The 24,580-nt window shown below is 66.0% G+C and carries 22 protein-coding genes; 10 read left to right on the forward strand and 12 right to left on the reverse strand.

Going from position 1 to position 24,580, the window contains the following annotated elements:
• Positions 1–411: 411 nt before the first annotated feature.
• From AC1DT7_RS12390 to AC1DT7_RS12405, 4 genes are all read right to left on the reverse strand, one after another.
• On the reverse strand, positions 412–1,230 hold the full coding sequence (locus AC1DT7_RS12390; RefSeq protein ID WP_478036258.1) for a transglutaminase family protein: 819 nt from the start codon (positions 1,228–1,230) through the stop codon (positions 412–414).
• Positions 1,230–2,165, reverse strand: a complete 936-nt coding sequence (locus AC1DT7_RS12395; protein ID WP_478036259.1) for an alpha-E domain-containing protein — start codon at positions 2,163–2,165, stop codon at positions 1,230–1,232. Before AC1DT7_RS12395 ends, AC1DT7_RS12390 begins: the two co-directional genes overlap by 1 nt.
• A gap of 143 nt (positions 2,166–2,308) precedes the next feature.
• A complete protein-coding gene (locus tag AC1DT7_RS12400; protein WP_478036260.1) occupies positions 2,309–3,799 on the reverse strand; it encodes a circularly permuted type 2 ATP-grasp protein in 1,491 nt (496 codons plus the stop codon).
• A gap of 94 nt (positions 3,800–3,893) precedes the next feature.
• Entirely contained in the window at positions 3,894–5,957 is a 2,064-nt protein-coding gene (locus tag AC1DT7_RS12405) for a protein-disulfide reductase DsbD family protein (protein ID WP_478036261.1), read from the reverse strand.
• An 89-nt stretch (positions 5,958–6,046) separates the two neighbouring features.
• On the opposite strand from AC1DT7_RS12405, the gene AC1DT7_RS12410 reads away from it, so the two are divergent.
• Together AC1DT7_RS12410 and AC1DT7_RS12415 are read left to right on the forward strand one after the other, a co-directional pair.
• Complete coding sequence (locus AC1DT7_RS12410; RefSeq protein ID WP_478036389.1) at positions 6,047–7,717, forward strand: alkaline phosphatase family protein; 1,671 nt, start codon at positions 6,047–6,049, stop codon at positions 7,715–7,717.
• A gap of 3 nt (positions 7,718–7,720) precedes the next feature.
• On the forward strand, positions 7,721–8,782 hold the full coding sequence (locus AC1DT7_RS12415) for a phytanoyl-CoA dioxygenase family protein (RefSeq protein ID WP_478036262.1): 1,062 nt from the start codon (positions 7,721–7,723) through the stop codon (positions 8,780–8,782).
• 58 nt (positions 8,783–8,840) lie between these two features.
• Here AC1DT7_RS12415 and AC1DT7_RS12420 read toward each other — a convergent pair whose 3' ends face one another.
• The 6 genes from AC1DT7_RS12420 to AC1DT7_RS12445 form a co-directional block, all read right to left on the reverse strand.
• Positions 8,841–9,170 (reverse strand): DMT family transporter, encoded by a 330-nt coding sequence (locus AC1DT7_RS12420; protein WP_478036263.1) that lies wholly within the window; start codon positions 9,168–9,170, stop codon positions 8,841–8,843.
• A gap of 245 nt (positions 9,171–9,415) precedes the next feature.
• Entirely contained in the window at positions 9,416–10,345 is a 930-nt protein-coding gene (locus tag AC1DT7_RS12425; RefSeq protein ID WP_478036264.1) for a right-handed parallel beta-helix repeat-containing protein, read from the reverse strand.
• A gap of 116 nt (positions 10,346–10,461) precedes the next feature.
• Positions 10,462–13,119, reverse strand: coding sequence for a methionine synthase (gene metH, locus AC1DT7_RS12430; RefSeq protein ID WP_478036265.1), 2,658 nt, complete (start codon positions 13,117–13,119; stop codon positions 10,462–10,464).
• A gap of 133 nt (positions 13,120–13,252) precedes the next feature.
• Positions 13,253–14,299: a homocysteine S-methyltransferase family protein gene (locus tag AC1DT7_RS12435; RefSeq protein WP_478036266.1), complete on the reverse strand. Its 1,047-nt coding sequence runs from the start codon at positions 14,297–14,299 to the stop codon at positions 13,253–13,255.
• Positions 14,300–14,413: 114 nt separating this feature from the next.
• Positions 14,414–15,352 carry a methylenetetrahydrofolate reductase gene (gene metF / locus AC1DT7_RS12440; RefSeq protein WP_478036267.1) on the reverse strand — a complete coding sequence of 313 codons (939 nt, stop codon included), beginning with the start codon at positions 15,350–15,352 and terminating at the stop codon, positions 14,414–14,416.
• Positions 15,349–16,335, reverse strand: coding sequence for an ArsR/SmtB family transcription factor (locus tag AC1DT7_RS12445; protein ID WP_478036268.1), 987 nt, complete (start codon positions 16,333–16,335; stop codon positions 15,349–15,351). The genes metF and AC1DT7_RS12445 overlap by 4 nt, the downstream gene beginning before the upstream one ends.
• A 146-nt stretch (positions 16,336–16,481) precedes the next feature.
• Here AC1DT7_RS12445 and AC1DT7_RS12450 point away from each other — a divergent pair, with 146 nt between their 5' ends.
• From AC1DT7_RS12450 to AC1DT7_RS12465, 4 genes are all read left to right on the forward strand, one after another.
• Positions 16,482–16,772, forward strand: coding sequence for a hypothetical protein (locus AC1DT7_RS12450; RefSeq protein WP_478036269.1), 291 nt, complete (start codon positions 16,482–16,484; stop codon positions 16,770–16,772).
• Positions 16,773–16,873: 101 nt separating this feature from the next.
• Positions 16,874–17,080 carry a hypothetical protein gene (locus AC1DT7_RS12455; RefSeq protein ID WP_478036270.1) on the forward strand — a complete coding sequence of 69 codons (207 nt, stop codon included), beginning with the start codon at positions 16,874–16,876 and terminating at the stop codon, positions 17,078–17,080.
• Positions 17,077–18,027 carry an aldo/keto reductase gene (locus AC1DT7_RS12460; protein ID WP_478036271.1) on the forward strand — a complete coding sequence of 317 codons (951 nt, stop codon included), beginning with the start codon at positions 17,077–17,079 and terminating at the stop codon, positions 18,025–18,027. Before AC1DT7_RS12455 ends, AC1DT7_RS12460 begins: the two co-directional genes overlap by 4 nt.
• Positions 18,028–18,057: 30 nt before the next feature.
• Complete coding sequence (locus AC1DT7_RS12465) at positions 18,058–19,041, forward strand: SMP-30/gluconolactonase/LRE family protein (protein ID WP_478036272.1); 984 nt, start codon at positions 18,058–18,060, stop codon at positions 19,039–19,041.
• Between the two features lie 157 nt (positions 19,042–19,198).
• On the opposite strand, the gene AC1DT7_RS12470 is transcribed toward AC1DT7_RS12465, so the two are convergent.
• The gene (locus AC1DT7_RS12470; RefSeq protein WP_478036273.1) at positions 19,199–19,603 is read right to left on the reverse strand and encodes a GFA family protein; all 405 of its coding nucleotides are present in this window, start codon (positions 19,601–19,603) and stop codon (positions 19,199–19,201) included.
• A gap of 84 nt (positions 19,604–19,687) precedes the next feature.
• Here AC1DT7_RS12470 and AC1DT7_RS12475 point away from each other — a divergent pair, with 84 nt between their 5' ends.
• The 4 genes from AC1DT7_RS12475 to AC1DT7_RS12490 all read left to right on the forward strand — a co-directional run bounded on the left by AC1DT7_RS12475 (position 19,688) and on the right by AC1DT7_RS12490 (position 22,740).
• A complete protein-coding gene (locus AC1DT7_RS12475; RefSeq protein WP_478036274.1) occupies positions 19,688–20,374 on the forward strand; it encodes a helix-turn-helix transcriptional regulator in 687 nt (228 codons plus the stop codon).
• A gap of 98 nt (positions 20,375–20,472) precedes the next feature.
• Positions 20,473–20,919: a DUF2231 domain-containing protein gene (locus AC1DT7_RS12480; RefSeq protein ID WP_478036275.1), complete on the forward strand. Its 447-nt coding sequence runs from the start codon at positions 20,473–20,475 to the stop codon at positions 20,917–20,919.
• 29 nt (positions 20,920–20,948) lie between these two features.
• Positions 20,949–22,259, forward strand: coding sequence for a PQQ-dependent sugar dehydrogenase (locus tag AC1DT7_RS12485; protein WP_478036276.1), 1,311 nt, complete (start codon positions 20,949–20,951; stop codon positions 22,257–22,259).
• A 40-nt stretch (positions 22,260–22,299) separates the two neighbouring features.
• On the forward strand, positions 22,300–22,740 hold the full coding sequence (locus AC1DT7_RS12490) for a hypothetical protein (protein WP_478036277.1): 441 nt from the start codon (positions 22,300–22,302) through the stop codon (positions 22,738–22,740).
• A 170-nt stretch (positions 22,741–22,910) separates the two neighbouring features.
• On the opposite strand, the gene AC1DT7_RS12495 is transcribed toward AC1DT7_RS12490, so the two are convergent.
• Positions 22,911–24,506 carry an isocitrate lyase gene (locus AC1DT7_RS12495; RefSeq protein WP_478036278.1) on the reverse strand — a complete coding sequence of 532 codons (1,596 nt, stop codon included), beginning with the start codon at positions 24,504–24,506 and terminating at the stop codon, positions 22,911–22,913.
• Between the last annotated feature and the right edge of the window lie 74 nt (positions 24,507–24,580).

A 24,580-nucleotide genomic window follows, 5' to 3' on the forward strand; every position in this document is an offset into this window, starting at 1 on the left:
CTGGATGGCAAGGATGCGCCGACCAGAAACCCTCTCCTGCGTACCCTCGCGTGCCGACCCGATCATCTCCGACGACGTCACGCGCGCGTTGCGCAAAAAACGCGTAATCCGCATCTCTCCAGCACGGCTCCCACCAAGCGAGCGTACCCGTACCCGCGCCGCGCCGGTGCCCACCAACCGACCCAGCAAAAACGCCCCCCTTTTTGAAGGCGCAGGTCCCCAAAACAGCCCAGCCCTGACTTCATCACTCGCCCTCCGATCAAACCCCTCAAGGGAATCAGATCGAACACCGAACCGCAAGATGTGTGAACGTCCTAGGGCCTTCGCCGGGGAACAGAAAGGACACATGGCCTGCCGGCTCGAATTTAACGCGGCACGTCCAGCCTCCGAAAAAGGAGGGCTTCAAGTGGCTCAGTCCTGCCGGTTGGTTCTTTCGACGTGCAGATCGACGTCCAGCTCTTCATGCCCCTCGCCCATCCGCGATCCCGCGACCGGCGCGGCACCGGCCGAGTCCAGCGCGACAGCGATGCGGGCATAGGCCACATCGGCCGAAAGGCCGGTGCAGGGGTCGAACGCGACCCAGCCAAGGCGCTCCACCCAGGCTTCGGCCCAGCCATGCGGCGCAGGCGGGGAATCGCCGAAGCGGCATACGGCGCTGTATCCCGAGGTGTAGCGCGCCGGGACGCCAAGCCCACGCGCGGCGGTGACGAACATCTGGGCGAAATCGCGCGGCGTCGCCGCCTTGAGATCGAACGCCTCCGCGGCGCTTCGTCCCGACACCGGGCGGCCGCGATCGAGCGCGAAGCGTTTGTTGAAGGCGATGTTCAGCGCGTGCAGCCGTTCGACCGGATCCCGCGCCGTCGAGGCTGCTTCCGCAGCGAAGCCGGCCAGCGCGTCGCTCGTTTCGGTAAGCGGCGTCGAGCGGAGGAAAACGGCGGGCGGCAAGGGTTCGACCGAGCCGTGGAGGATGCCGTCGCTGCCGTTGGTCAGCACCTCTCCGGACACCTCGATCTCGATACTGTCGATCGGCCCCTCGACATAGAGCATCGTCGTGCGGTTGCCGAAACCGTCGCGGCCATGGCGCATCCGGGCGTCACAATCGACATGGATACCCCAACTCGCGACCGCCTGGCCGTCGGTGCCGCTTGGCGTGAGGCGGAGAAGTTGGGTGACACGGCCCTGCGGAACCGAGAAGCGATAGGTCGTGCGGTGATCTATCGTCAGCCGCATCAGCTGAACTTGAACTGCCGGCCGATCGCCTCGTGGAGGAGATCATTCTCGGCATTGAAGGCCTGGAGATATTGGTGCAGCCCGCTGGCGATGACTTCGCCCGAACGGGTCTTGGCCAGGCGTTGCTGGCGCATGCGGGCCATGCGGTCCGCCTCGCCATGCAGGCCGGTGCGCTTGGCGAGCAGGTTGAGGATCTCAAGCGTCTCCTCGGCCGATGCGGCAAGGCTGCGCGGCAGTTCGGCGCGGGAAATCAGCAGATCGATCACGTTCGCCGGTCGCAGCCCTTCCGAATAGAGCCAGCGATAGGCGGTCACCGCCGACACGGTCTGCAGGATCGTGGTCCATTGGTCGCGATCGACCACGCCGCCGATCTGCTCGCCCTCGGGCAGTAACAAATGGTATTTCACGTCGAGCAGGCGCGCCGTATTGTCCGCGCGCTCGACCGCCTGGCCAAGCCGGATGAACCAGGTGGTCTGGTTGCGCAGCATGCGGTGGATCGCACCCTCGAACCCGCGCGCTTCGGTCTTCACCGCATCGACCAGGCCCAGCGTCGCGGTGGCGCCGCCGGGGCTGGAGCGGCTGTGGAAGATCAGCCAGGCGCGGTTGATCGCCGTCCAGGCCTCGCGGGTCAGTGCCGTGCGCACGGCGCGGGCATTGTTGCGCGCCATGTCGAGGCAGCGGACGATCGACCCGGGATGGCTGCCGTCGAGCGTGAGGAACCGCGCGACATGCTGCTGGCTCATGGTCTCGCCGGTGGCGCGGAAGGTCTCGTCGGTCTCGGTGACCGCCAGCGCGCTGGCCCAGGCAGCTTCACCTGCCGGACGTGAGGACAGCACATCGAGGCGGACGGTCGCCTCGACGAGACGCGCGATGAAGTCGGCGCGTTCGATGTATCGACCAAGCCAGTAGAGGGATGAGGCGGTGCGCGAGAGCATCTAAATCCTCCCCGGCACGGGGAGGGGGACCATCCGCAGGATGGTGGAGGGGGCGGGCCACAGGCGAAGCGCTTGTGAGAGCCCCCCACCACCAGCTTCGCTGGCCCCCCTGCCCATGGCGGGGACGAACGGCGTCACGGCCCTCACGACGTCTGCCCCTGAGTCATGCCGCCCAGGGTCTGGGTTTGTATCGGCGTATTCCCACCGTCCATCAGGACGAAACTATCCTTTGTCCCGCCGCCCTGCGACGAATTCACCACCAGCGAGCCCTCCTTGAGCGCCACGCGGGTCAGGCCGCCGGGGACCACCTGGATGCCCTTGGACCCGGTCAGCACGAAGGGCCGAAAATCGACGTGGCGCGGCGCAAGGCCGGAATCATTGAGCGTCGGCACGGTCGACAGCGCGAGTGTCGGCTGCGCGATGTAGCGGTGCGGCTCGGCAATCAGCGCGGCGCGGAACGTTTCGATCTCGGCCTTGGTCGCGGTCGGCCCGACCAGCATGCCGTAACCACCCGAGCCATCGACCAGCTTCACCACGACCTTTTCAAGATTATCGAGCACGTACTTCAGCGCCTGCGGCTCGCGGCAGCGCCAGGTCTCGACATTGGGCAGCTTGGGCTCAGCGCCCGAATAGAAGCGGACGATCTCCGGCATATAGCTATAGATAGCCTTGTCGTCGGCGATGCCGTTGCCGGGCGCGTTGAGCAGCGCGACGTTACCCGCCGCATAGGCCGCGATCAGCCCGGGTACGCCGAGCATCGAATCCGGGCGGAACACGAGGGGATCGAGGTAATCGTCGTCGATGCGGCGATAGATCACGTCGACCTTCACCCGCCCGGCGATGGTGCGCATCCAGACGATGTCGTCGTCGACCACCAGATCGGCCGCCTCGACCAGTTCGATCCCCATCGAATCCGCGAGGAAACTGTGTTCGTAATAGGCGGAATTATAATGGCCGGGCGTGAGCACGACGCACACCGGGTTCTGGCCGCTGCCGTGCGGCGCGACCGACTTCATCGTTTCGTGCAGCCGATCGGGATAGGAATCGACCGCCGCCACACGGAACTCGCGGAACAGCTCGGGGCAGAGGCGCAGCATCGCCTCGCGATTCTCGAGCATGTAGCTGACGCCCGAGGGGGTGCGGGCATTGTCTTCGAGCACGAAGAACTCGTCCGGGCCGGTGCGCACCAGGTCGATGCCGCAAATATGCGCCCAGATGCCGTGCGGCGGCCGCATGCCCGCGATCTCTGGCCGGAATTGCGGATTGCCGAAGATCAGGTCCTCGGGAAGGACACCTGCCTTGAGGATCTTCCGTTCGCCATAGATGTCGTCGAGAAAGGCGTTGATCGCCTCCACGCGCTGCACCAACCCTTCGGACAGGCGCGCCCATTCGTCGGCAAGGAAGATGCGCGGGACGATGTCGAACGGGATGATCCGTTCCGACGCGTCGCTGTCCCCATAGACCGCAAAGGTGATGCCGAGCTGACGGAACGTCGCTTCCGCCGATTGCTGGCGGCGGCGCAGTTCCGCGTCGGGCGTTTCGTCAAGCCAGGTACCCAGCGCGGCGAGTTCCGGTCGCGGCGTGGTAGAGCCGCTCCGCCCCATGATCTCGTCAAACGCGCGTCGTGTCCCCATAGAAACGGTAAAGCCCCCATCAACCGCCTGGTTCCATGCTGCGACGTTTTGCTGCGGCGCACAAGGGGCGTTTTTACGCAGCGACGATAAGCGTTCAGGAACCCAGCGCAGCCAGCATCCCGGGTGTGAGAACCTGCGGCAACACCTGCGGCTCGGCGGCGCCGGGGGCGTAATACAGGTAGAGCGGCACGCCGGCACGATTATGCGCCTGGATGAAACGGCCGAGCACCGGATCGCCATCAGTCCAGTCGCCGACCATCGTCGCGACCTTGTGCGCAGCAAAGGCGGACTGAGTCGCCTCGGTCTCGATCGCGACCTTTTCATTGACCTTGCAGGTCAGGCACCAGTCGGCGGTGAAATAGGCGAAGACCGGCTTGCCCTCGCTGCGGAGCGTCGCGAGCCGCGTCTCGCTGAACGGTTCGGCCCCACCCGCCGTCTGCGCCTGGACGGCCTGGGGACGGTGCGCCGTCGCCGCGAGCCAGATTCCGCCGGCAACCAGGGCGATCAGGGCGATGACGGCGACAACGCCGAAACTGAGCCCTCGGTGCTGGCGACGCCCAGCCACCCACAGGACGATTGCGGCTCCAAGCGTGACCAGCAGACCCTGGGTCATGCCGTCGACACCGGTCTGGCGACCGAGCACCCAGACAAGGGCGATGGCGGTCAGCCACATCGGGATCGAGAGGAAGCGCCGGAATACATCCATCCAGGCGCCAGGCTTGGGCATGCGCTTGCGCAGCGCCGGCACGAAACCGAGCGCGAGAAACGGCAGTGCGAAGCCTAGACCAAGGCCGGCGTAGATCGCCAGCGCGGCCGGCCACGGCAGCACGAGCGCGGCACCGAGCGCAGCACCCATGAACGGCCCCGCGCAGGGCGTCGCGATGAACGCGGCGAGCGCGCCGGTGGCGAAGGCCCCGCCCGCGCCGCCCGCCCGGTTGACGAACTGCGGCGTCGGAATCTCGAACAGCCCGCCCAGGTTGAGCGCCAGCGCCACCGTCAGCAGCAGCAACACAATGATCGCGCGCGGATCCTGCAGCTGGAACGCCCAGCCGACCGCGCTACCACCGGCGCGAAGCGCGAGGATCGCCCCGCCCAGCGCAACACAGACCGCCACCACGCCCGCCGTATAGGCCAGCGCCTCATGCCGCGCGGACCGTTCGTCGAGATGACCACGCGCGAGGCTCAGCGCCTTGAGGCTGAGGATCGGGAAGACGCAGGGCATGATATTGAGGACCAGCCCGCCGAGCATGGCGCCGGCAAAGGCGATCAGGGTCGCCATCAACACGCCGTCCGGGGCACCCGCCGACGACGATGCGCCCGCAGCCACCGTCCCGGCGACGGCCGTCACCATCAGCCCCTGCCCCGGCGCGATCCGCAGCACGCCGACCAGCGGCCCGGTGCCGCCCGTCCCCGCCTTGGTCTCGACCACGACCCGATCGCCGTCGCGCGACATCTTCTGCTCGGCGGCGTAATCGACCAGGCCAGTGGTGATCGGGAAGAAATAGGCATCCGCCAGCGGCGCGCCCGACGGATAGGGCACGGCGATCCTGATCTGCGTGCCGTCCTTCTGGAAGCTGCCCTTCGCGTCGAGCGGCTTCGGGATGGCCCGGCGCCAGGCATCGAACTGCGCACGACTGGCCGCGGGCACGGCGCCGTCGCCCACGGTCAGGTCGACCGACAGGTCGGCCTCCTCCGGCACGCACAGCGTCTTGGTGCACACGAGATACTGCGCGTGCAGTTTCACCGGCAACGCCGTGCCCGCCGGCAGCCCGGCCGGCACCTTCAGAGTCACCAGCGGGGCATAAGGCGCTTCGAACACATAGTTCATCAGCCCGGCCATCAGCAGCATGCCCGGCACCGGATAGGCCGGCTCGCCGACGGTGACGTCCTTGGGCAGCGTCCATTTCAGGGTCGCGGGAAATCCGGCATCCCCCGGATTCTGCCAATAGCCATGCCAGCCCGGTTCAGGCCGGGACTCGAGCGCAATGGTCACATCCTGGCCTGCAGCCGGCGTCGCGGTTTCCGCAACGAGCCGCATCGCCAGGTGCGGCCCCTTGCCGAGCGCCCCGGGGCCTTCGGCAAAGGCCGCCGCCGGAATGCCCGAAACTGCGGCCACCACGGCCATAAACGTCACAATCAGGTAACCCAACGCGCGCATCGACCATCCTTGTCGGCAATCCTGCACTCGCCCATAGCGGCGGGCGCGGTGCATTGCACCTGAGCGCGGAGAATCAGTACGTGAAAAGATTGGCATCCATCGCCACCCTGGTCGCCATCGCGATCGCGGCGCCTCTCCCCGCCCAGGAAGCGCCGCCCCCAGCACCCGTCCCAACACCCGCACCCGCAACCGCCCCACAAGCGCCACCGAAGCTGATCGTCGCCATCTCGGTCGACCAGTTCTCCGCGGATCTGTTCGCCGAATATCGCAACCGCTTCACCGGCGGCTTCAGGCGCCTGCTCGACGGCGCGGTCTTCCCCTCGGGGTATCAGAGCCATGCCGCGACCGAGACCTGCCCCGGCCATTCCACCATCCTTACCGGCTTCCGGCCCGAACATACCGGCATCATCGCCAATAACTGGACCGACCTGAAGACACCGCGCGCCGACAAGCAGGTCTATTGCGCCGAGGACGAGAGCGTTCCCGGCAGCACCTCGTCCAAATACACCGTGTCGGACAAGCATCTGCTCGTCCCCACGCTCGGCGAGCGGATGAAGGCAGCGAACCCGGCGGCCCGCATCGTCTCCGTCGCAGGCAAGGATCGCGCCGCCGTGATGATGGGCGGCCACAAGGTCGACGAGCTCTGGTGGTGGGACGGCAAGGCCTTCGTCTCCTATGCCGGCCGCGCCACGCCTGCCGTGGTCACGCGCACCAACACCACCGTCACGGCCCTGCTCGCCCAGGCGCAGGGCCCGCTGGACGAGCCCGATTTCTGCGTGCCGCATGACCGCGCCATCCCGGTCGGCGGCGGCAAGACCGTCGGCAGCGGCCGCTTCGAGCGTGCCGCCGGCGACGCGAACAAGTTCCGCGCCTCGCCCGCCTTCGACGCTTCGATCCTCGCCCTCGCGGCCGGCATGGTCCAGGACATGAAGCTCGGCCAGGGCAGCACCACCGATCTGATCGCGGTCGGCGCCTCCGCCACCGACTATGTCGGCCATGGCTATGGCACCGAGGGCAGCGAGATGTGCATCCAGCTCGCCAATCTCGATCGTTCGCTCGGCTCCTTCTTCGACGTGCTCGACAAGACCGGCGTCGATTATGCCGTGGTGCTGACCGCCGACCATGGCGGCCACGACCTGCCCGAGCGCAATCGCGACCATGCCGTCCCCGAGGCAGCGCGCATCGACAAGGCCTTCACCCCCGCCGCCATCGGCAAGGACATCATCGCTAAACTGAACCTCAATGTCACCGGCTCGCTGCTCTATGGTGATCCCGGATCGGGCGATATCTGGATCGACCCGGTGCTGACGAAGGCGCAGCATACGGCCGTGCTGAAGGAAGCGCTGGCCCGCATCCGCGCCCATCCGCAGGTCATGGCCGCCTTCGCCGCCGGCGACATCGCCGCAACGCCGGCGCCGAGCGGCCCGCCCGAAACCTGGACGCTGATCGAGCGCGCCCGCGCCTCCTATTATGCGCTACGCTCCGGCGACATCGTGGTCGCGATGAAGCCGCGCATCACGCCGATCGCCGATCCGACCAGGAGCAGCGTCGCGACTCATGGCAGCTTCTGGGATTATGACCGCCGCGTGCCGATCCTGTTCTGGCGCAAGGGCATGGTCGGCTTCGAGCAGCCGCTGTCGGTCGAGACGGTCGATATCATGCCGACGCTGGCCGGCCTGATCGGCCTGCCGGTCTCGACGCCGAAGCCGGACGGCCGCTGCCTCGATCTCGATGCGGGAACGGGCACGACCTGCCCGTGACGGTTGCGTCTGGCAATTGACGAGGCGGCGGCGCTGTTCGATGCTGGCGGCACCATGACTGCTTCCGCCGCCGCGCTCGCCCCCGTTCCGGGTCTCCCGTCCCATATCCGCGGGCTGGAAGATTTCTGGGCGCGCCACACCTTCCGGTCGCGGATGCAACCGAGCCGGGCATCGGCGTTGCGCCCGTTGCTCGACGTGCTGGGCCTCGGCCTCGAACAGACGCTGCAATATCTGGGCAATACGCAACCCGACTTCCCGACGTTCCAGGCATGGATCACCGATACGGCCGGGGAGCCGGATCCGGTGAAGGTCGCGCGCTTTCATGCCTGGCTCGACGGAGCGCCGCCGCCGGACGAGGTCGCACGCCGGCTAAAGGCGATCGATGAGGCCCCGGACGTGCTCGACGCCGAAGATCTGGCGCATTGGGACGAGCATGGCTTCGTCATCCTGCGCCAGGCGATCACCGCCGACCAAGCCAGGGCGACCGAAGACCTGCTATGGCGCCAGGTGAACGCCACGCCGGACGATCGCGAGACCTGGTACGAACGCCGCCCCAATGGGATCATGGTCCAGCATTTCCAGGATCCCGCGATGGACGCGCCACGGCAATCGCCACGGGTGCACAAGGCGTTCGCCCAGCTATGGGGCACCGCCGATCTCTGGGCGCTCACCGACCGGCTGAGCTTCAACCCGCCCGAGCGGCCCGGCTATAGCTTCCCCGGGCCGTATCTGCATTTCGACATGAGCCTGGCGCTACCCATCCATTTCGCGACCCAAGGCATCCTGTACCTGACCGATACGAGCGCCGACCAGGGCGCGCTTCAGCTCGTGCCCGGCTTCCATCACGGCATCGAGGCCTGGCTCGAAAGCGTCGGCGATGGCGATCCCCGCACCGTCGACCTGAGCGCGAGCGCCGTGCCGATCGCGGCGGGCGCAGGCGACCTGATCATCTGGCGCCAGGACCTGCCGCACGGCGCGAGCCCCAACCGCACCGACCGTCCGCGCATGGCGCAATATCTGACCATGTACCCGGCGGACCTGCGGTCCAATCCGGTGTGGCGATAGAAGCATGGACGTTGGGGGCACCGAAACGCCGACCTGAGAATGCGCCGTCACGCGACGCTCAGTGCGCGGACGCCCTCGAAAAGACGTTCATCACCACCACGCCAGCGATGATCAGCGCCATGCCGGCGATCGCGGCGGCATCGAGCTTCTGCCCCTGGAAGACCCAGGCGATCGTGGTGATCAGGACGATGCCGACGCCCGACCAGATCGCATAGGCGATACCCGTCGGCACCGTCTTCAGGGTGAGCGAGAGGAAATAAAAGGCAACCGCATAGCCGATCGCGGTGACGATCGACGGTACCGGTCGGGTGAACCCTTCCGACAATTTCATGAAGGAGGTGGCGCAGACCTCCGAGGCGATCGCGATGGCAAGGAAGAGATAGGGCATGTACGGGGTGTAGAGAGGTTGAGGCTGCGAGGCTATGCTCCGGCCACGCCGTGACGCTGACCTTGTCGGCGATTGTACTTCCCAACCTGCACGCTCCCCGGCGAAGGCCGGGGCCCAGTTGGGAAGGCTCCCGTGAGGACGCGCAGCGCCTGTTTACCGACGTCCCCAACGGGCCCGCCGCCGGCAAAGAAGAATGCGGCGCTCAATGGGATAACAACCAGACGAGGCCGAGGGTAACGATGTGGCTAGCGCGTCTCGAACATGCGGATGCCGGCACCCAGCCTGTTCGCCCCGACCGCCAGCCGCTCATGGCTATAGTCGGCGACAAAGGCCGGGCTGCGCGTCTCGCCCGGTGCGAGGCTGGCCGTGTTGCCCTCCACGCGCAAACCCGCCGAGCGGTAGTTGCGCGCCTCGGCGGCGACCACCACGAAGCCGGTCCAGTTCTCCTTCTGCCGGCCCTGGACGAAGGTATTGCGCGTGATCAGGCCGGTCGCCCCCTCCGGCAGGTCGATCATGTAATTGGTCTTGCGCCCACCGGTATCGTCGAAGCTGTTGTCGGTGATCGAGACGTTGGGGATGCGCAGCTTCACATAATGGCCGCCCGTCCCGCGCTCGAACCGCGAATTGGTGATCGAGACTGATCCCTTGTTGGCGAGATAGATAGAATGCGCGCAATCGGGCGTTTCGTCGCACTGGCCCAGGCCGGTGAAGGTCGATCGGTCGATCACGATCCTCTGCCCGACCGGCTCGCCGCCGAGAATGCCTTCCTGGCTGTCCATGAACATCGAATTGGTGACGGTGAGGTTGCCCATCTCGGTCCGCACGCCGGCGCCATTGCCGTCGGGCACGCGCATGTTGCGGAAAACCAGGCCATCGACCGTCGATCCCTGGCCGCGCAGGACGAACGCCGCCTTGCCCTCGCACGTGGTGCCGTCGAAGATCGCGGTGCCGGGCTGGACTGCCTTGAAGGTGATCACCCCGCCCGCCTGCACGGTGCATTGATGATAGACACCCGGCGCGATCAGGATCGTCGCCTTGCCCATGCGCACCGACTGGACTGCATCGTCGATCGTCGCGAAGCCCTGACCCGTTTCGGCGATGGTGAAGGGCCCGCCGGGCTGGGCCGCGGCCGGCACGGTCAGCACAAGGGCGATGATCGGAATGATGCGGTGCATGGGGCTTGCTCCTTCGGGCGGGAAATGCGCCGGGAGCTATGGGCTGTGAAGGGTAATTGAGGGTTAACTACCCCGTCCCTCATCCTCCCCGAGCAAGCTCGGGGAGGAATAAGACGTCAGTCCAGGTTCGGCCGCAGCCAACGCTCCGCCGTCTGCAGATCCACGCCGCGCCGTTCGGCATATTCCTCCAGCTGGTCGCGACCGACGCGCGCCACGCCGAAATATTCCGCCTGCGGATGGCCGAAATAAAAGCCCGAGACCGCAGCAGTCGGCAGCATCGCGAAGCTCTCCGTCAGCGAAATGCCGGTCGCGTGATGCGCGTCGAGCAGCTTGAACAGGGTCGGCTTCACGCTGTGGTCCGGGCAGGCGGGATAGCCCGGCGCCGGGCGAATGCCGCGATACTGCTCCTTGATCAGCGCTTCGTTGGTCAGCTGCTCTTCGGGCGCATAGCCCCAGAGCGTGGTCCGGACATGGCGGTGCAGCGCCTCCGCCAGCGCCTCGGCGAAGCGGTCGGCCAGCGCCTTCAGCAGGATGTCCGAATAATCGTCGATCGCTGCCTTGAAGCGCGCCAAATGGGGCTCGATACCATGGATGCTGACGGCGAAGCCGCCGATCCAGTCGCCGTCGCGGCTGATGAAATCGGCCAGGCACATGTTCGGCCGACCCTCGCGCTTGGCGATCTGCTGGCGCAGCATCGGGATACGCACGAGATCGTCATTCTCGACAAGGCCCAGATGCTCGAGTCCGCCGAGCTCCTCGGGATTCCACACACCCTCGGGGTCGACGAAGATATCATCCTCGTGCCGGACGCACGGCCATAGGCCCACCACGGCGCGCGCGGTCAGCCATTTCTCGGCGATGATCTTGTCGAGCATCGCGTTCGCGTCGTTGAACAGGCTGGTCGCGCTTTCGCCGACGACCTTGTCCTCCAGGATCGCCGGATAATTGCCGGCAAGCTCCCAGGCGCGGAAGAAAGGCGTCCAGTCGATGATCTCGCGCAGCTCGGCCAGGTCCCAGTCGCGGAAGGTCTGTACGCCGGGCTGGTTCGGCGTCGGCGGCTTGAGCGCCATGTCAGCCACAAACGCATTCTTGCGAGCGACCTCGATCGGGACCAGCTCGCTCTGCGTGCGGCCGGCACGGGCGACGCGCACCGCCTCATATTCGTCGGCCGTCTTGAGGACGAAGGCGTCCTTCTGCGTGTCGCTGACCAGGGTCGATGCGACACCGACCGCGCGGCTGGCGTCGAGCACATGCACGACCGGACCGTCATAGGCGGGCGCGATGCGCAATGCGGTGTGGACCTTCGACGTCGTCGCACCACCGATCAGCAGCGGCATCTTCATGCCGGCGCGCTTCATCTCCTCGGCGACCGTCACCATCTCGTCGAGCGAGGGGGTGATCAGGCCGGACAGGCCGATCATGTCGGCGTCATTCTCGTTGGCGGCGGCGAGGATGGCCGACCATGGCACCATGACGCCCATGTCGACCACGTCGAAGCCGTTGCACTGGAGCACCACGCCGACGATGTTCTTGCCGATATCATGCACGTCGCCCTTCACGGTCGCCATGATGATCTTGCCCTTGCCGCGCGCGCCGGGCTCCTTCGCCGCCTCGATGAAGGGCAGCAGATGCGCCACCGCCTTCTTCATCACGCGCGCCGATTTCACCACCTGCGGCAGGAACATCTTGCCCGTTCCGAACAGGTCGCCGACCACGTTCATGCCGTCCATCAGCGGGCCTTCGATCACCTCGATCGGCCGGGCGAAGAGCTGACGGCATTCCTCCGTATCCTCCACGACATGCGCGTCGATGCCCTTGACCAGCGCATGTTCGAGCCGCTTGGCGACGGGCCAGCCGCGCCATTCGGCCGCCTGCTTCTCGGCGACCTCGTCGGTGCCTTTGTAGCGTTCGGCGAGTGCGATCAGCCGCTCGGTCGCGCCGTCGTCCTTGTTGAGGACGACGTCCTCACAGGCCTGGCGCAGCTCCGGATCGATCGTGTCGTACACGTCGAGCTGCCCGGCATTGACGATCGCCATGTCGAGCCCGGCGGGAATCGCATAGTACAGGAACACCGAGTGCATCGCGCGGCGCACCGGCTCGTTGCCACGGAACGAGAAGCTCAGGTTCGAAAGGCCGCCTGAGATGTGGCAATGCGGCAGCCGCGCCTTGATCTCCTTGCACGCCTCGATGAAATCGTTCGCGTAATTGTTATGCTCCTCGATCCCCGTCGCGACCGCGAAGATGTTGGGGTCGAAGATGATGTCCTCGGGCGGAAAGCCGATGCCCATCAGCAGGTTATAGGCGCGTTCGCAGATCTCGATCTTACGCGCCTGCGTATCTGCCTGACCGACCTCGTCGAATGCCATGACGACGACGGCCGCGCCGTACTGCATGACCTTCTTCGCCTGGGACAGGAACTGGGCCTCGCCCTCCTTCATGCTGATCGAGTTCACGATCGGCTTGCCGCTGACGCATTTCAGCCCCGCCTCGATCACCGACCATTTCGAGCTGTCGATCATGAAGGGGATGCGCGCGATATCTGGCTCGGCGGCGATCAGCTTCAGGAAGGTGGTCATCGCCACCTCGGCGTCGAGCAGACCCTCGTCCATGTTGACGTCGAGCACCTGGGCGCCCGATTCCACCTGCTGCAGCGCGACCTCGACCGCAGCCGGATAGTCGCCCGCCATGATCAGCTTCTTGAAGCGGGCCGATCCGGTGACGTTGGTGCGCTCGCCGATATTGACGAACTGGGCGGTGGAGGGAGCAGAGGCCATGTTTTTCTTCTTCCCCCCTCCCGCTTGCGGGAGGGGTTTGGGGTGGGCGCCCGGCTGATCGCGGGCGATATCGTCTGGGGCGGAGCGCGAGCCCACCCCCTGCCCCCWCCCGCAAGCGGGAGGGGAAAAAGAGTTAAGCAGCCATCGTCATCGGCTCCAGCCCGGCGAGCCGGGTCCTGACCGGCGGCACCGGCAGCTTGCGCGGGGCGAGGCCCGCCACGCCGTCGGCGATCGCCTTGATATGCGCCGGCGTCGATCCGCAGCAGCCGCCAAGCACATTGACCTGTCCCGCCTGCGCCCATTCGCCGACCAGCCCTGCGGTCGTCGCCGGCTCCTCGTCATAGGCGCCAAGCTCGTTGGGCAGGCCGGCATTGGGATAGATCATGATCAGCGTGTCGGCGATGTCCGACAAGGTCCTGACATGCGGACGGAGCTGCTCCGCCCCGAACGAGCAGTTGAGCCCGATCGTCACCGGCTTCGCATGGCGCACCGCGTGCCAGAAGGCCTCGACCGTATGGCCCGACAGGTTGCGGCCCGACAGGTCGGTCAGGGTCATGGACAGCATGATCGGCAGGTCGCGGCCGAGCGCCTCGCCCGCCTCGATCGCCGCCATCACGCCGGCCTTGGCGTTGAGCGTGTCGAACACCGTCTCGATCAGCACGAAATCGACCCCGCCTTCCACAAGCGCGTCGATCTGCTCCCGGTACACATCCTTCAGATAGTCGAAGTCGATCTCGCGATAGCCGGGATCGTTGACGTCGGGCGACAGTGACAGCGTCTTGTTGGTCGGCCCGATAGCGCCGGCGACGAAGCGCGGGCGGCCGTCCTTCGCCTCGAACTCGTCGGCGATCCGCCGGGCAAGCTGCGCGCTCTCCAGGTTGATCTCGCGCACGAGATGCTCGGCGCCGTAATCTGCCTGGCTGATACGATTGGCGGAGAAGGTGTTGGTCTCGGCGATGTCGGCGCCGGCCTCGAAATAGGCGCGGTGGATCGTCTCCGGCACCTCGGGCTTGGTCAGCGCGAGGATGTCGTTGTTACCCTTCTGGTCATGGGTCAGGCCAAGGGTGCCGGCATAATCGGCCTCCTGGAGCTTCCAGTTCTGGATCTCGGTGCCGAACGCGCCGTCCGTGATCAGGATGCGCTTGGCGGCCTCGGCCAACAGTTTCTCGCGTGCAGTCATATCACTTCCTTCGTCACCCCGGACGTGTTCCGGGGGTCCACTGTCCCGCACACTCACCGGCCGCAGGTTTTGCGGAACGGTGGATGCCGGAACACGTCCGGCATGACGGGTGGTTTATGCGGCTTCGATTTTCACCCGATCCTTCGCGCGCAGACCAAGCATATGGCAGATAGCAAAGCTCAGCTCGGCACGGTTGAGCGTATAGAAATGAAAGCTGCGCACATCGCCGGCATAGAGGCGACGGCACATTTCGGCCGCGATCGTCGCCGCGACGAGCTGCCGCGCGGCGGGATGATCGTCGAGCCCGTCGAACAGCCTGCCCATCCAGTCGGGAATCTCCGCGCCGCACATCGCCGCGAACTTGCGCGTCTGCGCGACGTTGGAGACGGGAAGGATGCCGGGCACGATCTCCGCCGTGATGCCCGCCGCCGCAACGCGGTCGCGAAAGCGGAAGAACGCCTCGGGCGAAAAGAAGAACTGGGTGATACCGCGGTTCGCGCCGGCATCGAGCTTGCGCTTCAGATTGTCGACATCGGCGGTCGCGTCCGGTGAATCCGGATGGCATTCGGGATAGGCGGCGACCGATATCTCGAACGGATGGAGCTTCTTGAGGCCGGCGACCAGCGCCGCCGCATTCTCGTACCCGTCCGGATGCGCGACGAACTTCGCGCCCGCCACGGGGGGATCGCCACGCAGCGCGACGATATGCCGCACGCCGGCCGCCCAATATTCCTCGGCGACCTGATCGATCTCGGCCTTGCTCGCCTCGACGCAGGTCAGATGGGCCGCCGCCGCCAGCGATGTCTCGCGCTGAATACGCGCGACCGTCGCATGGGTGCGCTCGCGGGTCGATCCGCCGGCGCCATAGGTGACCGAGACGAAGCGCGGATTGAGCGGCTCCAGCGTCTTCACCGCGTCCCACAGCGTCTCTTCCATCTTGGGCGTCTTCGGCGGGAAGAACTCGAACGACACCTGCGCGTCGCCCGCGAGGTCGGCGAACAGCGGCGACGCCTGGGCGCGGCGCGCTTCGCTTTGCGGGTTCTGGGTCGTCATGCTGCCTTAACCTCTCGTACCGGTACCTGTTTTTGCGTGGCCGCCTTGCGCGCGAGCCAGAGCTTCACCGTCAGCTCGCCGCCCTCCAGCGTCTCGGTGCGGGCGGGGACGAGCCCGGCCGCATCGAACCAGGCCGCGATCTGCTCGTCGGAAAAGCCGAGGCGGGTATGCGCATCGCGGGTGCGCAGTTCCTCGCGGTCGTGCGGCGCGAAATCGGCGATCAGCAGGCGCCCGCCATCGGACAGGACGCGCGCCGCCTCGGCGATCGCCGCGCCCGGCTGCTGCGCGAAATGGAGCACATGATGGAGAATCGCCGCATCCGCCTCACCATCGCCGAGCGGCAGCGCATAGAGATCGGCCTGGCGCAGCTCGATATTGGCAAGGCCGCGTTCGGAGAGCTTGGCACGGGCCAGCCGCAGCATTTCCGAGCTGCGATCGATGCCGAGCGCCGCCTTCGCGCGGCCGGCGAACAGTTCGAGCATGCGGCCCGTACCGGTGCCGATGTCGATGAGCTGGCCGATCGGGGCTCCCTCTTCCCCTTCAAGGCCGAGGATCGCGGACATCGCCATCTCGACTTCGCTCTCGGCGATATGGAGGGATCGGATCGCGTCCCATTGCCCTGCATTGGCCTCGAACCAGACAGCCGCCGAGGAGGCGCGGTCGGCGCGCACCGCCGCCAGGCGTGCCGCGTCGGCGACCGTCCAGTGATCGGGCTCCAGCTTGCCCCATTGATCGAGCGAGGCGAGCAACGGATCGACCTTTGCCGGCGCCCCCAGCGCAACGAACACCCAGCTGCCCTCCTTGCGCCGCTCGGCAAGGCCGGCGTCGCAGAGGATCTTCACATGGCGGCTGACGCGCGGCTGGCTTTGCCCGAGCACCTGTGCGAGTTCGCCGACCGACAGCTCCATCGAGCGGAGCAGCGCGAGGATGCGCAGGCGGGTACCGTCTGCGAGCGCGCGGAATATGTCGAGGGCGAGGGTCATCGTCCGATCAGATATAAAGATATCTTTATATGAGGTCAACGACGCAGGTGCGGAACCGAAGCACATTGCGCGCGTCCCACCCCTTCGATAGCGTTCGCCGCGACGCGCCCGATCGCGGCGTGCATCTGACATGAGGAGCCTGACAGATGAAGAAATTCCTTGTATTCCCGCTTGCGCTGACTGCCGCGCTCGGCCTCGCCGCCTGCAGCCCCAAGGCGCAGAACGAGACCGCCGAAGCGGCCGACACGATCGCCGCCGACGCCAATGCGACGATGAGCGAAGCCGCATCCGACACCACCGCCGCCGCCGATCGCGCCCTGGGTGCCGCCGAATCGTCGATCGACAATGCCGGCTCCACGATCGACAACGCGACCGACAAGACGCTCGACAAGACCGGCAACGCAATGAAGCGGGCAGGCAGCGAGATCGAGGACTGATCAGGATCCTTCGCGCCTGCTGTATCGAAGTGTTTCCCGTACAAGATTGATATTGCGTGGGCCGTCGGTCCGCCGAAAACTCGGAACGAACGGAGAGACGGATGGCCTATTTCAGGTCCGGCATCCTGTTGGTCGGCGTGCTGCTGCTCGCCGGTTGCGGTGGCGGCAACGACACACCCGGCGCGGCGACGCCCGCAGAGGCGCGCGCCCTCAACGACGCAGCGGCAATGCTCGATGCCAACAGCGTCGACATGAACGCTGTGTCGGCGAACGAGATCGACGACGCCAACGGAGAACAGCCGCAATGACCCAATTACGCCGCCTTGGTGCGACCGATCTCCACATCGCCCCGCTCGTGCTGGGCGGCAACGTCTTCGGCTGGACCGCCGACAAGGCGACCAGCTTCGCCGTGCTCGACGCGTTCGTTGCGGCCGGCGGTACGATGATCGACACCGCCGATGTCTATTCGGCCTGGGTGCCCGGCCATCAGGGCGGCGAATCCGAAAGCGTGATCGGCGAATGGCTGCGCACGAGCGGCAAGCGCGACAAGGTGCAGATCGCGACCAAGGTCGGCATGCTGCCCGGCGAGGGCGGCGAGAAGCTGGCGCCCGCGCGCATCGCCGCCGCGGCCGAGGCGTCGCTCAAGCGGCTCGGCGTGGAGCAGATCGATCTTTATTTCGCGCATCAGGACGACGATTCGGTCGCGCAGGAGGATGCGCTCGCCGCGTTCGCCAAGCTGATCGATGCCGGCAAGATTCGCGCGCTCGGCGCCTCCAATTTCCATGCCCTCCGCCTCAAGTCGGCGAACGACGCGGCCAAGGCGCATGGCCTGCCGCATTATCAGGTGCTGCAGCCGGAATATAATCTGGTCAGCCGCCACAAGTTCGAGGGTGAGCTGCAGGATTTCTGCGTCGTCCACGATATCGGCGTGGTGCCCTATTACGGGCTCGCCTCGGGCTTCCTCACGGGCAAATACCGCTCTGCCGACGATCTCGGCAAAAGCGTGCGCGGCGGGCGGATGACCGACCTGATCGAGGGCAAAGGCAAGGCGGTACTGGCGGCGATGGACGAGGTTGCGGCCGAGACCGGCGCGACGCTCGCGCAGATCGCGCTTGCCTGGCTGGCGGCGCAGCCGGGCGTCACCGCCCCGATCGCCAGCGCGACCAGCGTCGCGCAGATGGACGAACTCGCCGGCTCGCTCGGCCTCGACCTGACCGAAGAACAGCTGGAGCGACTGACCAACGCCGGCGCCTGACCAAAAAAACTCAACTGGGAGGACCAGGATATGAAGACGGTTATCGCTGCGTCATGTGTTGCCCTTCTGCTTGCCGGCACATCGGCATTAGCTCAGCAGGCCCCCGCCCCGGCCGCCCCGCAACCCTTCGCTGCCGGAAACCCGCTCGGCGTGACGGCCGACGGCAAGTTCAATCCGATGACCTCCAATGTGAAGGTTTACGGCGCGATCGTCAGCGCCGAAAGCTGCAGTTACGATCCGAACCGCAACCTCATCATGGCCGTCAACCGCGGCGGCACGCAGAAGGAAGCGCCGAACGACGGTTATGTGTCGCTGATCAATCATGACGGATCGGTGCACACGTCGAAATGGATCGGCGCGACGCGCAACGGCCTGGTGCTCAACCAGCCCTTCGGCAGCGACGTGCATGGCGGCAAGCTCTACCTCGCCGACAGCGACGGCGATACGGCCGACGGCGCCAGGCGCACGTCCGTCATCCGCATGTTCGACCTGAAGACCGGCGCACCGGCGGGCGAGATCGCCAGCCCCGAGGTGGCCTGGCTCAACGATATCGGCATTGCGGCGGACGGCACGATCTACGGCTCGCAGACCGGCAGCGCGGACGGACAGACACCATGGCGGATCTACAAGATCACGCCTGACGGCAAGACCTCGGTCTTCCTCGAAGGCGCGCCCCTGTCGCGCCCCAACGGCGTGGCGATCGACAAGGATGGCAATATCGTCGTGGTGAATATCGGCGACGATTCGGTGCTGACCTTTTCGCCTGCCGCCAGGCTGCTCAAGACCGAACATGCGGTACAGCCGGGCAATGACGGTCTCGTCATCATGCCCGACGGCACGAAATATGTGAGCAGCGTGATGAATGGCGGCGTCTCGCGCATCCGCCCGGGCGAGAAGGCCGAACTGATCGCGAGCGGCATCCCGAGCGCAGCCTCCATGTGCCTCGATGCGGGCGCGAACCAGCTCATCATCCCGATGAACCCCAATAATTCGCTGGCCTTCGTCAAGCTGTAACGGCCGGCCCGTGACGGGCCGGCCATCCCCTGCGGCTCCCCGGCGAAGGCCGGGGCCCAGTTGGGGGACGATACTGGTAACCGTTGCGCTTCGTTACCTCCGCTTTCCCAACTGGGCCCCGGCCTTCGCCGGGAAGCAGCCAGACGCAGCAATCACCTCATAGATAAACAGTGACCGCGGGTTTCTCCCACCAGAGATTCTCGCGGCCATTGGCGTAGGTGACCGGGGCGTCGGCCATTTCCTGCGGCGTCACATCGTCGAGGCAGTTGACGGCGATGCTGACGAAGTCGCCGCCGATCGCCTCGACATGGCCGTCGCCGAACGGCGCGCATCCGCAGGTCCGGCAGAAGCGGTGATGGCCGGAAAAGGTGCCGAACTGATAATCGGACAATGCGTCCTTGCCCTGGATCAGACGAAAGGCATCGGGCTTGATGTTGACGCCCCAGGCCCGGCGCTTGGTGCAGATCGAGCAATTGCATCGCCCGGTGCCGGCTTCGAGGTCGAGATCCGCCTCGAAGGTGACGGCGCCGCAATGGCAGCTGCCATGATAGGTCTTGAGCATGATGGTCTCCCTTGGTTGCGGGAGTGGACTTACTGCCACCCTGCTGCCAGCATAGTGGCAGCAGCCTGTCGTTAGGACTTGTTCATGCGCCGCGCCGACCGCCTGTTCGAGATCGTCCAGATCCTTCGCCGTGAGCGCCGGCCGATCACCGCCGATGCGATCGCGGCCGAGCTCGAGACATCGAAACGCTCGGTCTATCGCGACATCGCCGCGCTGATGGCGCAGCGCGTGCCGGTGCGGGGCGAGGCCGGCATCGGCTATGTCCTCGAAAGCGGGTTCGACCTGCCGCCGCTGATGCTCAACCCCGAAGAGGTGGAGGCGGCGGTGCTCGGCGCGCAATGGGTGGCAGGGCATGGCGACCCCGCCCTGGCCGCCGCCGCGCGCAACCTGATCGCGAAGATCGCCGCGGTGGTGCCGGCGGAGATGCGTGCGCTGCTCGACGATCCAGTCGCGCGGACGCCTCCGGCCTGGGACATGCCCCAGGATACGGTCGACGCCACGATGCTCCGCCAGGCGATCCGCGCCGGCCGCAAGCTCCACTTGGCCTATCGCGCGCAGGACGAAACTCCAACAGAGCGCACCGTCTGGCCCGCCCTGCTCGGCTATCACCACAGCGCCCGCGTCCTCATCGCCTGGTGCGAACTCCGCGCCGGCTTCCGCAGCTTCCGCCTCGACCGCATCGTCACCGCGGAGCTGTTGGAGATACGCTACCCGACCCGCCCAGGCCAACTCCGCGCCCGCTGGCTCGCCGAGCTAAAAGCCCAAATCTAAACTAAGTTTCATGATGGCCCCGTATTCGGAACCGGACCGGTAACGGATCGTACTAGCGCTCTTCGGGACACATGCCCGACGGCCGCAGGACAACAGCGATGACCGACACCCGACAACCCACCGCCACCCTTGGCGGGCACCCGATCCACATGTTGCTGGTGCCGATCCCGATCGGCTGCTTCGTCGCGGCGTTCGGCACCGATATCGTCTATGCCCTCACCGCCGACATGCTGTGGGAAACCATGTCGATCTGGCTGATCACCGTCGGCCTGATCTTCGCTGCCTTCGCGGTGCTCGCTGGGCTGATCGATTTCCTGTTCAGCCGCCGGATCAGGGCGCTGCCACCCGCCTGGCCGCATGTCATCGGCAACGCGCTGGTCATCGGCCTGTCGATCGTGAACGCCTTCGTCCACAGCCGCGACGGCTACACCTCGGTCGTGCCGCTGGGCATCACCCTCTCCGCGATCGTCGTCCTGATCCTCGCCTTTACCGGTCTGATGGGCTGGCGAATGGTTCACCGCGATGGCGTGGGGATGGCCCAATGACCCGCGCGCTTCATCAAGGATTTTCAGCCATGCGTGTTTCGCGGCTTCTCCTCCTCTCCGGCGTCGCCATGGCGCTCGCAAGCTGTGGCAACGGCACACCCGCCGACCCGAGCACCCAGATCGGCGCGAACCCCGATCTGCCGGCACCGCACCAATATCTGCTACCGCCGATGAAGGTTGCCAAGGCGACGCCCTGGACCAATGGCGAGATGCCGACCGTCGCGGCAGGACTCAAGATCGCGCCGCTCGCCACCGGGCTGATGCATCCGCGCCAGCCCTATGTCCTCCCCAATGGCGATGTGCTGATCGTCGAGAGCAGCGGGCCGGCCGAGCCGATCCACCGCCCCAAGGATATCATCATGGGACTGGTGCAGAAACAGGCCGGCGCGGCCGCCAAGGGCGGCAACCGCATCACCCTGCTCCGCGACACGAACGGCGACGGCAAACCGGACGTGCGGACGATCTTCCTCGACCATCTCAACTCGCCCTTCGGTGTCGTGCTGGTCGGGCATGATTTCTATGTCGCCAATACGGACGCCGTCATGCGCTATCCCTATGTCGATGGCGCAACGAAGATCGACGGGCCCGGCACGAAGCTGACCGACCTGCCCGGCGGCCCCATCAACCATCACTGGACCAAGAGTCTCGTCGCCAGCGCGGACGGCACGAAGCTCTATGCCGGCGTCGGATCGAACAGCAACATAACCGAGAACGGTATCGCCGCCGAGACTGGCCGCGCCGCGATCTGGGAGATCGACCGGGCCACCGGCGCGCATCGCATCTTCGCCAGCGGCCTGCGCAATCCCAATGGCCTGACCTGGAACCCGGAAAGCGGCAAGCTCTGGGCCGTGGTCAACGAACGCGACGAAATCGGGCCGAACCTGGTCCCCGACTATCTGACCTCGGTGCAACCAGGCGCTTTCTATGGCTGGCCCTATAGCTATTACGGCCAGCATGTGGACGTCCGCGTAAAGCCGCAACGCCCCGATCTGGTGGCGAAGGCCATCCCGCCCGATTATGCGCTCAGCTCGCATGTCGCACCGCTCGGCCTAGCCTTTTACACGGGCGCGACTCTGCCCGCGCATTACCGGAACGGCGCGTTCGTCGGCGAGCATGGCAGCTGGGACCGGGATCCGTTCAACGGCTACAAGGTCGTGTTCGTGCCCTTTGCCGGCGGCAAGCCGAGCGGCCCGCCCGAAGATGTCGTCACCGGCTTCCTCGACGCGCAGCAGAAAAACGCCCGCGGACGGCCTGTCGGACTGGCGGTGGATCGTACCGGCGGCCTGCTTATCGCCGACGATCTTGGCAACACGCTGTGGCGGGTCACCTCGGCCGGCTAAACGCTTGCCGCCGCCCCGGCGCTCCGGCTAGGGCGGCGGCATGAAAGCCAAGACCCAGCAGGCCCTGCGGCGCTATCATCTCTATATCGGGATGTTCCTGGCGCCTGCGATCATCTTCTTCTCGCTGAGCGGCGCGTTGCAGACGTTCCGCCTGCAGGAAGAAAAGGGCTGGGGCGGCACGCCACCGACCTGGATCGTCTGGCTTGCGAGCGTCCACAAGGACGATCGCCTGCCTCAGCCCAAGGCTGCTGGCGCCGACGACCATGCGAAACCGGCTGCGAAGCCTGCGGCCAAAGCACCGCAGAAACCCAAGCCTTCGGCACTGCCGTTCAAGATCTTCGCGGTGATCCTGTCGATCGGACTGATCCTGTCGGCCGTACTCGGCATCGTCATCGCGCTGAACAACCGCGCGACGCGGCGGGTATCGACCATCATGCTCGTCGCGGGTGTGGTCGTGCCGATCCTGCTGCTGAAGATCTAGGCGGCCGCAAGGAAAACCATTCCGTCACTCCGGGCTTGTTCCGGGGTCCATCGTGCCACAAGCGCTGCCAGCGCGAGGGGAAGAATGGATGCCGGAACAAGTCCGGCATGACGGTCCAAGGAAGTGGCCCAGGACTTCTGCCCCAGGCCGCCCCTGCACGCACCGTTCGCTTACGCCGCGAACTGGTTCATCGTATTGTGCGCGCCGCCCGCCTTGAGCGCGGCTTCGCCGGCGAAATACTCCTTGTGGTCGTCGCCGATATCGGAGCCCGACATGTTCTGGTGCTTCACACAGGCGATGCCCTGGCGGATCTCCTGACGCTGCACGCCGAGGACGTAGCCGAGCATGCCGGCCTCGCCGAAATACTCCTTCGCCAGATTGTCGGTCGACAGCGCTGCGGTGTGATAGGTCGGCAAGGTGATGAGGTGGTGGAAGATGCCCGCCCGGCGCGCGCTGTCCGCCTGGAAGGTGCGGATACGCTCATCGGCCTCGTCGCCCAGCTCGGTCCCGTCATAGTCCACACTCATCAGGCGTGCCCGGTCATAGGCGGAGACGTCCCTGCCCTCGTTCTTCCATGCATCGAACACCTGCTGGCGGAAGTTCAGCGTCCAGTTGAACGAGGGCGAGTTGTTATAGACCAGCTTCGCGTTCGGAATGACCTCCCGGATGCGGTCGACCATGCCGGCGATCTGCTCGATATGCGGCTTCTCGGTCTCGATCCACAACAGGTCGGCGCCGTTCTGCAGCGAGGTGATGCTGTCGAGCACGCAGCGATCCTCGCCCGAGCCGGCGCGGAACTGATAGAGGTTCGACGCCAGGCGCTTCGGCCGCATCAGCTTGCCGCCGCGGTTGATGACCACATCGCCACTGCGCGCATTCTCCGGCGTGATCTCCTCGCAATCGAGAAAGGCATTATACTGGTCGCCCAGGTCACCCGGTTCCTTGCTGAACGCGATCTGCTTGGTGAGACCGGCTCCAAGCGAGTCGGTGCGCGTGACGATGATGCCGTCCTCGACACCCAGTTCCAGAAAGGCGTAGCGGCAGGCGCGGACCTTCGCCAGGAAGTCCTCATGCGGCACGGTGACCTTGCCGTCCTGATGGCCGCACTGCTTCTCGTCGGAGACCTGGTTTTCGATCTGCAGCGCGCAGGCGCCCGCTTCGATCATCTTCTTGGCCAACAGATAGGTCGCCTCGGCGTTGCCGAATCCGGCATCGATATCGGCGATGATCGGCACGACATGGGTCTGGTGGTTCTCGATCGCGGTGAGGGCCTGCTTCTCCTTGATCTGGTCGCCGGCCTCGCGCGCCGCGTCGACCTCGCGGAACATCATGCCGAGTTCGCGGGCATCGGCCTGGCGGAGAAAGGTGTAGAGTTCCTCGATCAGCGCCGGGACCGACGTCTTCTCGTGCATCGACTGATCGGGCAGCGGGCCGAATTCGGAGCGCAGCGCCGCGATCATCCAGCCCGACAGATAGAGATAGCGCCGCTCGGTCGAGCCGAAGTGCTTCTTGATGGCAATCATCTTCTGCTGGCCGATAAAGCCGTGCCAGCAGCCGAGCGACTGGGTGTAGTTGGCGGGATCGGCGTCATAGGCCGCCATGTCCCTGCGCATGATCGCCGCGGTGTAGCGCGCGATGTCGAGTCCGGTGCGGAAACGGTTCTGGAGACGCATGCGGGCGACCGATTCGGCATCGATCCCGTCCCAGGTGCCGTTCTTGCCGCCGATGAGCTGGCCGAGATGCGCGATGTCGTTCTGGTAGGTCACTATACGTCCCTCGCTGGATGTTATGCGAGGATAAGTACATAAATTGACAAACCGCGTAGCCCACACACGAGGAA

Source organism: Sphingomonas sp. P3_C6 (assembly GCF_056402595.1).